Here is a 12293-nt window from a genome sequence, read left to right as displayed (position 1 = left end):
TCTCACTCACCCCATACGGAGCGACACATGAAAAAAACTATTTTGACCGTAGCGTTACTCAGCGCAATGGCTGTACCCGCCATGGCGATGGCGGCAGCCACTAACCTGCTGAGCGTACATATTCTCGATCAGCAAACCGGCAAGCCTGCGGCGAATGTTGAGGTTATCCTTGAGCAAAAACGTCAGGACGGCTGGCAGCAGTTAAACAGCGGCCGCACCGATCGGGACGGCAGAATTAAGGCGCTATGGCCTGAACAGGCGGCAAAACCAGGGGATTATCGCGTAACGTTTAAAACCAAACCGTACTTCGACAGCAAACAGCAGGCGAGTTTTTTCCCTGAAGTTCCCGTTGAATTTCATATCAGCAATACCAGCGAACACTACCACGTTCCCTTACTGCTGAGCCAATACGGTTACTCAACCTATCGGGGAAGCTAAGGGTTAAGAGAAACGGGCGTCCTCTCAGACGAGAGGACGCGCAGGGAAGATTAGTCGTGCGCGCCAATTTCGCGCAGCTTGCGGCCTTTCATCAGGTTACGCTCGATGTGTTCCAGCGACACATGTTTGGTTTCCGGCACCAGCCACAGCGTGAGCAGAATGAACAGCACGTTCAGCGCGGCGTACACCCAGAAGGTGTTAGCGCTGCCCAGGTTGTTGAGCATAGTCAGGAATGTTGCCCCGACGATCATGTTGGCGATCCAGTTGGTGGCGGTAGAGCAGGTGATACCGAAATCGCGACCTTTCAGCGGCTGAATTTCAGAACACAGGACCCAGATCAGCGGACCGGCGCTCATGGCAAACCCGATGATAAACATCAACAGCATGGCGATGGCGAAGTACTGGGCTGCCGGAGAGTGGATGCCAACGTGCATCATCGTCCCCATAATTCCCATCCCTGCCGCCATGACCAGGAAGCCCAGCGTCAACGTCGGCTTACGGCCCCAGCGGTCAACCAGGCCGATAGCGATAAAGGTGGCCAGTACGTTAGTCAGACCGACAATAACGGTACCCCACATCTGTTCGGTGGTGTTCGTGTAACCCGCCAGTTCGAAGATTTTCGGCGCGTAATACATGATGACGTTCATCCCGGTGAACTGCTGCATCACCTGTAACAGCACGCCGAGGAATACCGCGCGGCGGAAGTTGCTGTTCTCTTTAAACAGCGCCCAACCGCTTTGTTTTACCTGCAAACTTTCACGGATTTCGTCCAGCTCGCGCTTCGCTTCAGCGCTGGTGTCACGCAGGCGCAGCAGCACCCGTTCCGCGTCGTGGAATCGGCGTTTCGCGGCAAACCAGCGCGGGCTGTCGGGGAGGAAGAAAACGCCGATCAGCAGCAGGATAGCCGGAATGATGATAATGCCCAGCATCCAGCGCCATGCGCCGCTGTAGCTAAAGGCGGTATCTGAAAGATAGGCGCCGAGAATACCAATGGTGATCATCAACTGATACATGGAAATCATACTGCCGCGAATTTTCTCCGGCGCAATCTCAGACAGATACAGCGGGGCGGTGTAAGAGGCGACGCCGACGGCCAGGCCCAGCAGCACGCGGGAAAGAATCAGCACCTCGACGTTAGGCGCAGCGGCGGAAAACAGCGAACCAGCAACAAACAGGATCGCGCCAATCATCAGGCTTTTCTTACGCCCGAGCTTGAAGGAGAGCCAGCCGCTGCCGACGGCGCCCACTGCCGCACCGAACATCATGGAGCTGACAACCCACTCCTGGGTGTGGGCGGAAATCTGGAACTCGTCAGTAATAAACGGTAACGCGCCGGCAATAACGCCGATATCCAGGCCAAAAAGTAATCCTGCCAGGGCTGCAAGGAAGCAGACAAAAAATGTCATCGCCTTATTTGAACGCCCCTGTTTTTTATTGTCAGGCATTATGCCCTCCGATTGGGTTATCAGTTTTGATGATGGTAAGGGTAGGTCAGTGCACCGTAAAAATATGTGATTGTTATCACGTTGGTGTAATCGGTTACACTATCATTTATCCCATTAATGTTTTAACTTTCTGAAATTAAAACCTTTTGCTAACCTTAGTACGGGAGCGTTTGTCTGAATTTAAGACAAAGCTGAAAAACAATGTAACAACTCTGCGATCGGGATCATGGCGAAGGGAAATGGCGGTCAGAGGGGGAGAAAAGCGAATGTAATCGCTTTCATGAATACGTTATGAGGTCGTGTAAAGTGTAGATGACGCAGGGAGGTTTTGCCGGAAGGGCAACGCGTATCCGGCCTGCGTTGTAGGATGCGGGCCGGATACGCAGAGAAGGGATTATTTCAGACCAGCAGCGTCGCGCAGTACCTGCGCTTTGTCGGTTTTTTCCCACGGGAAATGCTCGCGGCCAAAGTGACCATACGCAGCGGTTTCTTTGTAGATCGGGTGCAGCAGATCCAGCATCTGAATCAGGCCGTAAGGGCGAAGATCAAAGAATTCACGCACCAGCAGGGTTAACTGTTCAGTCGGCACTTTTTCCGTACCGAAGGTTTCCACCATGATGGAAGTCGGTTCAGCCACCCCGATGGCATAAGACACCTGGATTTCACAACGGTCAGCCAGACCCGCTGCAACGATGTTTTTCGCCACGTAACGCGCCGCGTAGGCTGCGGAACGGTCAACTTTTGATGGATCTTTACCGGAGAATGCGCCGCCGCCGTGACGCGCCATACCGCCGTAAGTATCGACGATGATTTTACGGCCAGTCAGACCACAGTCGCCCATCGGGCCGCCGATAACGAAACGACCGGTCGGGTTGATGAAGAATTTGGTGTCAGAAGACAGCCATTCGGTTGGCAGAATCGGCTTGATGATCTCTTCCATCACCGCTTCCTGCAGCGTTTTCTGCTCGATATCTTCAGCATGCTGTGTGGACAGCACGACCGCGTCGATGCCGACAATTTTACCGTCATCGTACTGGAAGGTAACCTGGCTTTTCGCATCCGGACGCAGCCACGGCAGGGTGCCGTTTTTACGGACTTCAGCCTGACGTTGTACCAGACGGTGCGCGTAGGTGACCGGCGCAGGCATCAGCACGTCGGTTTCGTTGGTGGCATAGCCGAACATCAGACCCTGGTCGCCCGCGCCTTGCTCCAGCGGATCGGCACGGTCTACACCCTGGTTGATGTCTGGCGACTGTTTGCCAATGGCGCTCAGAACCGCACAAGAGTTGGCGTCAAAGCCCATGTCGGAATGCACATAGCCAATTTCGCGCACGGTGTTACGGGTGATCTCTTCGATATCGACCCATGCGCTGGTGGTGATTTCACCACCCACTAAAACCATACCGGTTTTGACGTAGGTTTCACAGGCGACGCGCGCTTTCGGATCCTGTTCCAGGATCGCATCCAGCACGGCATCAGAGATTTGGTCAGCGATTTTGTCAGGATGCCCTTCTGATACGGACTCGGACGTAAAAAGGTGTTTAGCCATTTTTTGTTTCACCTAAGGAGAATTTGGTTAGCTCAAACTGCTGTGCGGAAAAGCCAGGGTAGAAGATTCCACCAGGGCTTGCAGGTTAGTGACACTGGCAGTCTGAGTGTTAATCAGTATGGATGGATTAACATCTGGACGGCTATTTTAGGTTACTTCTTCACCCGATTTCCAGTTTTTTTTGAATCATCTCTCACTGCGTTGTAAACGTGTGTGGAAATTTTTACAAACACTGATGGCAATCTGCGCATTTATGTTTTGCTTTTTAAATCGCTTATCGGTATAAATCGCGGCGCGCGGCTCACACAAAAAAGCGCTCGATGGATTCATCGTGTCGCCACTTCCAGCCGGGTTAAAACGAATGCTTTGGCTTTTGGCTTGTCCTGCGGGGCGGCCGTGGAGGTGATACGAAATAATGAACCGTTGTTTACTGCTGAATCTGACGCACCGTTCTGGTGTGCGCATGTCCCCCGCATTCTGCATCTCTGTTTTGCATACCTGCCGATGTTATACCCATCTCGGCGCTTCTCAGGACTCCAGGGCCGGTTGATCGCTTTGTGATTTCTGAACAAGGGCACTCCTGAATCTCAGGAGGTTTCTCGTGGTTTCGCCGAACCTTGTCATACTTAAGTTCGGTTACGTGTTTTACAATGATATGAATAAGAAACCGGTCGCACGGCCTCGCTTTCAGCACAATGTGCTGAAACTTAGCGCCGTTTATGGGTTGTTATCGCAGTGTTACGCTGCGATAGTAGTCAACTGTTTTACACTTAATACAAAGAGTTGAGGTTCGCTATGTCTGACGATATGTCTATGGGTTCGCCTTCGTCAGCGGGCGAACAGGGTGTACTACGCTCCATGCAGGAGGTTGCAATGAGCTCCCAGGAAGCCAGCAAGATGCTGCGTACTTACAATATTGCCTGGTGGGGCAATAATTACTATGACGTCAACGAGCTGGGCCACATCAGCGTGTGCCCGGATCCTGACGTTCCGCAAGCGCGCGTCGACCTTGCCAAACTGGTGAAGGCTCGCGAAGCGCAGGGGCAGCGTCTGCCTGCACTCTTCTGCTTTCCGCAGATCCTGCAACACCGTCTGCGTTCCATTAACGCCGCGTTTAAACGCGCGCGGGAATCGTATGGCTATAACGGCGACTATTTCCTCGTTTACCCGATCAAAGTAAACCAGCACCGTCGCGTCATTGAATCCTTGATCCACTCTGGCGAACCGCTGGGGCTGGAGGCGGGGTCAAAAGCTGAGCTGATGGCGGTACTGGCGCACGCGGGCATGACCCGTAGCGTGATCGTGTGTAACGGTTATAAAGACCGTGAATACATCCGTCTGGCGCTGATTGGCGAAAAGATGGGCCATAAGGTCTATCTGGTTATCGAGAAGATGACGGAAATCGCTATCGTGCTGGAAGAGGCCGAGCGTCTGAACGTCGTGCCGCGCCTCGGCGTGCGCGCCCGTCTGGCCTCGCAAGGCTCGGGTAAATGGCAGTCTTCCGGCGGCGAAAAGTCGAAATTCGGCCTGGCGGCGGCGCAGGTGCTGCAACTGGTGGAGATTCTGCGCGAACGCGGGCGTCTCGACAGTATTCAACTGCTGCACTTCCATCTCGGTTCGCAAATGGCCAACATTCGCGATATCGCCACTGGTGTGCGTGAGTCGGCGCGTTTCTACGTAGAGCTGCACAAACTGGGCGTGAACATCCAGTGTTTCGACGTTGGTGGCGGTCTTGGTGTGGACTATGAAGGCACCCGTTCGCAGTCTGACTGCTCGGTAAACTACGGCCTTAATGAATACGCTAACAATATTATTTGGGCGATTGGCGATGCCTGCGACGAGCACGGCCTGCCGCACCCGACGGTGATCACCGAGTCAGGTCGCGCCGTTACCGCGCACCATACGGTGCTGGTTTCCAATATCATCGGCGTAGAGCGTAACGAATACACGGAAGCAACGCCGCCTGCGGACGACGCGCCGCGCGCGCTGCAAAGCATGTGGGAAACCTGGCAGGAAATGCATGAACCAGGCACCCGCCGTTCGCTGCGTGAATGGCTGCATGATAGCCAGATGGACCTGCACGATATTCATGTGGGTTATTCGTCCGGAACCTTTAGCCTTCAGGAACGCGCCTGGGCCGAGCAGCTGTATCTGAACATGTGTCATGAAGTGCAGAAACAGCTCGACCCGAGCAACCGCGCGCATCGCCCGATCATCGACGAACTGCAGGAGCGGATGGCGGACAAAATGTACGTCAACTTTTCCCTGTTCCAGTCGATGCCGGATGCGTGGGGGATCGATCAGTTGTTCCCGGTATTGCCGCTGGAAGGACTGGATCAGGTGCCGGAGCGCCGCGCGGTACTGCTGGACATCACCTGCGATTCTGACGGCGCTATCGATCACTATATCGACGGTGACGGTATCGCTACCACGATGCCGATGCCGGAATACGATCCGGATAACCCGCCAATGCTTGGTTTCTTTATGGTCGGCGCGTATCAGGAGATCCTTGGCAACATGCATAACCTGTTTGGCGACACCGAAGCGGTTGACGTGTTTGTCTTCCCTGACGGCAGCGTCGAGGTTGAGCTGTCAGACGAAGGGGATACCGTGGCGGACATGTTGCAATATGTGCAATTAGATCCGAAAACGCTGCTGACCCACTTCCGCGATCAGGTGAAACAGACCGGACTGGACGATGCGCTACAGCAGCAGTTCCTTGAAGAGTTTGAAGCCGGTCTTTACGGGTACACGTATCTGGAAGACGAGTAGCGGTTGATGCCCGGCGGCGCTGCGCTGTCCGGGCCGACAATTCCGCGCCGGATAGGGTGAATCCGTCAACCGGCAGGATGCTATACTCACTTGAACCCGTATGAATTAACGGCGATAATTCGTCCCAATAAGCGATTTACGAATCAATCCCTTCCTCGTCGGGTTTAACGACGCGGAAGGGATTTTTTTTCATCTGTTTTTAATGTATCGACTTTAAAAGAGGTCTGGTCATGAGCACTTTAGGTCATCAGTACGATAACTCTCTGGTATCTAACGCGTTTGGTTTTTTACGCCTTCCAATGAACTTCCAGCCGTACGACAGCGACGCTGATTGGGTGATCACCGGCGTTCCGTTTGATATGGCGACGTCGGGGCGCGCAGGCGGGCGTCATGGCCCGGCGGCGATCCGTCAGGTTTCGACTAACCTCGCCTGGGAGCACAACCGCTTCCCGTGGAACTTCGATATGCGCGAGCGCCTGAACGTTGTTGACTGCGGCGATCTGGTGTATGCGTTCGGCGATGCTCGTGAAATGAGCGAAAAGCTGCAGGCGCACGCAGAGAAATTGCTGGCTGCCGGCAAGCGGATGCTCTCCTTCGGTGGCGACCACTTCGTGACTCTGCCGCTGCTGCGCGCCCACGCGAAGCACTTCGGCAAAATGGCGCTGGTGCACTTTGATGCGCATACCGACACCTACGCGAACGGCTGTGAATTTGACCATGGCACCATGTTCTACACCGCGCCGAACGAAGGCTTGATCGACCCGAATCATTCTGTACAGATCGGTATTCGTACCGAGTTTGACAAAGACAACGGCTTTACCGTGCTGGACGCCTGCCAGGTCAACGATCGCGGCGTGGACGATATCCTCGCGCAGGTGAAGCAGATCGTCGGCGACATGCCGGTTTACCTGACGTTTGACATCGACTGTCTGGATCCGGCGTTTGCTCCGGGAACCGGTACGCCGGTTATTGGCGGTCTGACTTCCGATCGCGCCATTAAGCTGGTTCGTGGCCTGAAGGATCTGAATATCGTCGGTATGGACGTGGTGGAAGTCGCGCCAGCTTATGACCAGTCGGAAATTACCGCACTGGCTGCCGCGACGCTGGCATTAGAGATGCTTTATATCCAGGCGGCGAAGAAAGGCGAGTAATCTCGCCATTTTGAAAGCGGGCAGCGCGCTGCCCGTGTCATAACCGGCTTTGCCGGGGTGAAAAATCGTTACTTGATACCGTCCGCTTTCATGCGATCGCGAATATGCTGCGCACGTTCTGCCGATGCCGGGTGATCGTCAAACATAGAGCTTTGACGGCCTTCTTCCAGCTTCGCCAGTTTCTCGAAGCTGGTCGCCAGACCCGCCGGACTGAGGCCGCGTTTGCGCAATAAGTCGTAAGAGTAGTCATCGGCTTCTGATTCCTGGCGCTGGGAGAACTGCGAGTTCACCAGTTTTTCACCCAGATCCCCGAGCTGTGACTGGGACAGACTGCCGACAATTCCGCCCGCGGATGCCGCCGCCGTGCGTACGGCATTGGTGCCCAGCGCAACTTGCATCCCTTTCTTCACGTGGCCGAGCGCCACGTGACCCATTTCGTGACCGATAACCGCTTCCACTTCGTTATCCGTCATCATGTCCATCAGGCCGCTGTAGACGCGGATACAGCCGTTCGCCATAGCAAAAGCGTTCACGTCTTTCGCCATGTAAACCTTATAGTTAACCGCCTGTCCGTTGATGTTATCGCCCAGCGCGGCGGCGATTTTACTCAGGCGCTTCGCGTACTCGCTGCTGGCAGGCGCGAGAGTGGCTTTCCCGTCCATCTCTGCGCAAGCCTGGTCGCTTAGCGCTTTCACCTGCGCATCGCTCAGGCTATAGGCCTGAAACGCTTCGGCGCCCGATGAAAGCAGTCCGTTGGAGTCCATATTCTGGCAGCCGGTCAACACCGTCGCCATGCCCATAGCAAGCAGTAAAGCGCGAATCTTCATGTTTTTTTCTTCCGCATGAAATGAGGATTGTTCTAAAAGTGCGCCTGAGCAGATGAACCGGCGCTTATGACTAAGTATAAAGAAAAGAACAACAAGCGGGCGAGCAGATTGCGCAACATGCGAGCACGATCCGGAGATTTCTGAAGCGGCAAAAGGATGCTCCATGTACATGGCAGGCGGCTTGGGTTACATTGTTCGCACTTTTTTCCGGCGTAGCCCAAAACGCGCTGTCGTCAAGTCGTTACGGGCATGGCCTTCATCATCCGATCTGGAGTCAAAATGTCCTCACGTAAAGAGCTTGCTAATGCTATTCGTGCGCTGAGCATGGACGCAGTACAGAAAGCCAAATCCGGTCACCCGGGCGCCCCTATGGGTATGGCTGACATTGCCGAAGTCCTGTGGCGTGATTTCCTGAACCACAACCCGAGCAACCCGTCCTGGGCTGACCGTGACCGCTTTGTGCTGTCTAACGGCCACGGCTCCATGCTGATTTACAGCCTGCTGCACCTCACTGGCTACGATCTGCCAATGTCTGAACTGCAGAACTTCCGTCAGCTGCATTCCAAAACCCCGGGCCACCCGGAAGTGGGCTACACCGCTGGTGTTGAAACCACGACCGGCCCGCTGGGACAGGGTATTGCTAACGCAGTGGGCATGGCGATTGCGGAAAAAACGCTGGCCGCCCAGTTTAACCGCCCGGGTCATGACATTGTTAACCATTACACCTATGCGTTTATGGGCGACGGCTGTATGATGGAAGGCATCTCTCACGAGGTCTGCTCGCTGGCTGGTACCCTGAAACTCGGTAAACTGGTGGCGTTCTACGATGACAACGGGATCTCCATCGATGGTCACGTTGAAGGCTGGTTCACTGACGATACCGCGAAGCGTTTCGAAGCCTACGGCTGGCACGTGGTGCGCGGCGTAGACGGTCACGACGCTGACGCAATCAAACGTGCGGTAGAAGAAGCGCGCGCTGTCACCGACAAACCGTCCCTGCTGATGTGCAAAACCATCATTGGTTTCGGTTCTCCGAATAAAGCGGGTACCCACGACTCCCACGGTGCGCCGCTGGGCGATGCCGAAATCGCGCTGACCCGCGAACAACTGGGCTGGAAATACGCGCCGTTTGAAATCCCGTCTGAAATCTATGCTCAATGGGATGCGAAAGAAGCCGGCCAGGCAAAAGAGTCGGCCTGGAACGAGAAATTCGCTGCCTACGCGAAGGCTTTCCCACAGGAAGCGGCAGAATTCACCCGCCGTATGAAAGGTGAAATGCCGGCTGACTTCGACGCGAAAGCGAACGAGTTTATCGCGAAGCTGCAGGCGAATCCGTCTAAAATCGCCAGCCGTAAAGCGTCTCAGAATGCGATCGAAGCCTTTGGTCCTCTGCTGCCTGAATTCCTCGGCGGCTCCGCTGACCTGGCGCCTTCTAACCTGACCCTGTGGTCTGGTTCTAAGCCGATCAACGAAGACACTGCCGGTAACTACATCCATTACGGCGTGCGTGAATTCGGTATGACCGCTATCGCTAACGGTATCTCTCTGCACGGTGGTTTCCTGCCGTATACCTCCACCTTCCTGATGTTTGTCGAATACGCCCGTAACGCGGTGCGTATGGCTGCGCTGATGAAACAGCGTCAGGTGATGGTTTACACCCACGACTCCATCGGTCTGGGTGAAGACGGTCCGACTCACCAGCCGGTTGAACAGGTGGCTTCCCTGCGCGTGACCCCGAACATGAGCACATGGCGCCCGTGCGACCAGGTGGAATCCGCCGTGGCGTGGAAATACGGCGTTGAGCGTCAGGACGGTCCGACCGCACTGATTCTTTCCCGTCAGAATCTGGCGCAGCAGGAACGTACCGAAGAGCAACTGGCGAACATCGCGCGCGGTGGTTACGTGCTGAAAGACTGTGCTGGTCAGCCTGAGCTGATCTTCATCGCTACCGGTTCAGAAGTTGAGCTGGCGGTGGCCGCCTGGGACAAACTGACCGCAGAAGGCGTGAAGGCGCGTGTGGTCTCCATGCCGTCTACCGACGCGTTTGACAAGCAGGATGCCGCCTATCGTGAAGCGGTACTGCCAAAAGCCGTTACCGCACGCGTGGCAGTTGAAGCCGGCATCGCTGACTACTGGTTCAAATACGTAGGCCTCAACGGCGCTATTGTGGGCATGACGACCTTCGGCGAATCCGCGCCTGCTGAGCAACTGTTCGAAGAATTTGGCTTCACCGTGGACAACGTGGTGGCTAAAGCGAAAGAACTGCTGCGATAATGGCGTACTCGCTTGAAATGGACCGCATAGCAACATAACGCGAGTTCATTCGCGCTAAAATCTGAATCCGGAAATGACACGCATTTCCGGATTTTTTTTCTCTTTTTTCTCCTCTTACCCGCGCAAAAAAACATCATAAAAAATTATTTTACTCAATGAATTTCTTGAAAAAAAGCAACTCCATATTTGGACACTGCACGTGCCATATATTTATTTAATAAATATTGATTCAAGTAATAAAAGTAATTATCCCTTATATATCAGCTGTATTCAAACTTAAACAGTCCAATAACCATTCATAAAATAAATATTGGTCCATTTTAGGATTTTATTTAGGACCGGAATGTAGTTGACACAAGCAAAAAAAACTAGAATACATCCTCATTTCACTATTATTTTATATATGGATATAGTATGAATTATATTGCGAAAAGTGCATTACTGACGGTTCTCATTTGTGCCGGGAATGTTGCCGCTGCGGAAGATGGAACAATTACCTTTGAAGGGACGATTAGCGATGCGACCTGTACAATAACGGGGGGCGATGCTACCGGCACCTCCACGACCCCGGACTTTACTGTACATCTGCCACCCATCAGCATCACGGCATTAGCGGCGGATGGTGAGCGTGCAGGGGACACACCATTCTTTATTAAACTCAGCGGCGCAAACTGTGCGAACGGAAAGGTTGCCAGCGTCTTCTTTGAACTCGCGCAAAGTACAAATATCGACAATGCTACCGGTAACCTGAAAAACACCGTTGCTGCAGATAGCGGCGGCGCGAATAAAGTGCAGGTGGGTTTGCTTGATGCTAATAAAGCGATTCTGAATCTGACGACGGCCAACGAATCAGCGATCACCAAAACGGTGAGCGGTAATACTGCGCAGTTTGACTACTGGGCGCAGTATGTTGCTACCGGCGGCGCGGCTACCGCTGGTGAGGTCAGTACTGAAGTGGTTTATTCCATCAAATATCAGTGATCCCCTAATAAATTAATCATGTATTAGCCAAATGGCGGAGAACATCCGCCATTAAATTCATCTGAAGGAGCAGGTTGAATGATAAGGAAGTTGAGTGTCGGTATCGCGGCGGTGTTAAGTCTGGCTTGCTCGTTTCAGGCCATGTCGACGATTCAAATTATGTCGACGCGCGTTGTGCTTAATGCAGCAGAAAAAGAACAAAGCGTGCGTATTAACAACGTGGGGGCCCAGCCCACGTTAACGCAAGTGTGGCTATCTACCACAGAGAAAAACATCGGTGCCGAGAAGGAGCAGCTACCCTTCTTTATTAACCCGCCGGTAGCCCGGATTAACAGCCAAAAAGGGAAAGTATTCCGTATCTTCCAGACCGACGAGGCCATTAATAAATACCCTAAAGATCGTGAAACCATGCTCTGGTTGAACGTATTAGATATCCCACCTGAATTACCTGAAGATGCGAACAAGAATCAGATAAAAATGGCATTCAGGACGCTGATTAAATTCTTCTACCGTCCGGCAGGTTTGAAAGGAAACCCGATGGAAGCGGCGGATAATTTAACATGGGAATTACAAAAAACCGCGAAAGGCTATGCCGTTACGGGTACGAATAGATCGCCTTATTACGTCAGTATGACGAACGCCTGGCTGCTCAATGCCCAGGGTAAAGAGAGTGAAGTTGAAGGACAGATACTTGCGCCATACAGCCAACTGACTTACCACTTTCCGCAGGTTAATGCCGTACAGGGAAAAGGCGTATTTAAATATAACTACATTACCGATTTAGGTGCTTATATCAAACGTACTTATACGTTCTAAACGTTAAGGATATTGTTGCCAGGATGGTTGCTGCATGTTC

General features: G+C 53.4%; 11 protein-coding genes. 8 read left to right on the top strand and 3 right to left on the bottom strand.

Annotated features, from left to right (window positions below; all coding sequences use genetic code 11):
• The first annotated feature begins 27 nt into the window (after positions 1–27).
• Positions 28–438, top strand: a complete 411-nt coding sequence (hiuH, locus tag HVX72_RS18000; RefSeq protein WP_060570790.1) for a hydroxyisourate hydrolase — start codon at positions 28–30, stop codon at positions 436–438.
• Between the two features lie 50 nt (positions 439–488).
• Here the strand turns inward: hiuH and galP are convergent, their stop codons facing one another.
• Complete coding sequence (gene galP / locus HVX72_RS17995) at positions 489–1883, bottom strand: galactose/proton symporter (protein ID WP_042290379.1); 1395 nt, start codon at positions 1881–1883, stop codon at positions 489–491.
• A 394-nt stretch (positions 1884–2277) separates the two neighbouring features.
• Positions 2278–3432: a methionine adenosyltransferase gene (metK, locus tag HVX72_RS17990; RefSeq protein ID WP_181822034.1), complete on the bottom strand. Its 1155-nt coding sequence runs from the start codon at positions 3430–3432 to the stop codon at positions 2278–2280.
• Positions 3433–3847: 415 nt separating this feature from the next.
• Between metK and HVX72_RS22330 the strand changes: the two genes are divergently transcribed.
• The 4 genes from HVX72_RS22330 (at position 3848) to speB (ending at position 7355) form a co-directional block, all read left to right on the top strand.
• A complete protein-coding gene (locus HVX72_RS22330; RefSeq protein WP_269468262.1) occupies positions 3848–3982 on the top strand; it encodes a hypothetical protein in 135 nt (44 codons plus the stop codon).
• A 105-nt stretch (positions 3983–4087) separates the two neighbouring features.
• Positions 4088–4219: an acid stress response protein YqgB gene (yqgB, locus tag HVX72_RS17975; RefSeq protein ID WP_181823288.1), complete on the top strand. Its 132-nt coding sequence runs from the start codon at positions 4088–4090 to the stop codon at positions 4217–4219.
• An 8-nt stretch (positions 4220–4227) separates the two neighbouring features.
• A complete protein-coding gene (speA, locus tag HVX72_RS17970; protein ID WP_042290374.1) occupies positions 4228–6204 on the top strand; it encodes a biosynthetic arginine decarboxylase in 1977 nt (658 codons plus the stop codon).
• Positions 6205–6434: 230 nt separating this feature from the next.
• Positions 6435–7355, top strand: a complete 921-nt coding sequence (gene speB / locus HVX72_RS17965; protein ID WP_042290372.1) for an agmatinase — start codon at positions 6435–6437, stop codon at positions 7353–7355.
• A gap of 68 nt (positions 7356–7423) precedes the next feature.
• Here the strand turns inward: speB and HVX72_RS17960 are convergent, their stop codons facing one another.
• Positions 7424–8182, bottom strand: a complete 759-nt coding sequence (locus HVX72_RS17960; RefSeq protein WP_181822033.1) for a M48 family metallopeptidase — start codon at positions 8180–8182, stop codon at positions 7424–7426.
• Positions 8183–8461: 279 nt separating this feature from the next.
• Between HVX72_RS17960 and tkt the strand changes: the two genes are divergently transcribed.
• From tkt to HVX72_RS17945, 3 genes are all read left to right on the top strand, one after another.
• The gene (tkt, locus tag HVX72_RS17955; protein ID WP_060570789.1) at positions 8462–10456 is read left to right on the top strand and encodes a transketolase; all 1995 of its coding nucleotides are present in this window, start codon (positions 8462–8464) and stop codon (positions 10454–10456) included.
• Between the two features lie 414 nt (positions 10457–10870).
• Positions 10871–11437 carry a fimbrial protein gene (locus HVX72_RS17950; protein ID WP_042290365.1) on the top strand — a complete coding sequence of 189 codons (567 nt, stop codon included), beginning with the start codon at positions 10871–10873 and terminating at the stop codon, positions 11435–11437.
• A gap of 78 nt (positions 11438–11515) precedes the next feature.
• Positions 11516–12253, top strand: a complete 738-nt coding sequence (locus tag HVX72_RS17945) for a fimbria/pilus periplasmic chaperone (RefSeq protein ID WP_181822032.1) — start codon at positions 11516–11518, stop codon at positions 12251–12253.
• The last annotated feature ends 40 nt before the right edge of the window (positions 12254–12293 follow it).

The organism is Citrobacter sp. RHB21-C05 (genome assembly GCF_013889015.1).
Taxonomy (GTDB): domain Bacteria; phylum Pseudomonadota; class Gammaproteobacteria; order Enterobacterales; family Enterobacteriaceae; genus Citrobacter_A; species Citrobacter_A sedlakii.
Note: the sequence above shows the minus strand (reverse complement) of the source record. Positions and strands in the feature narration are given on the sequence as shown.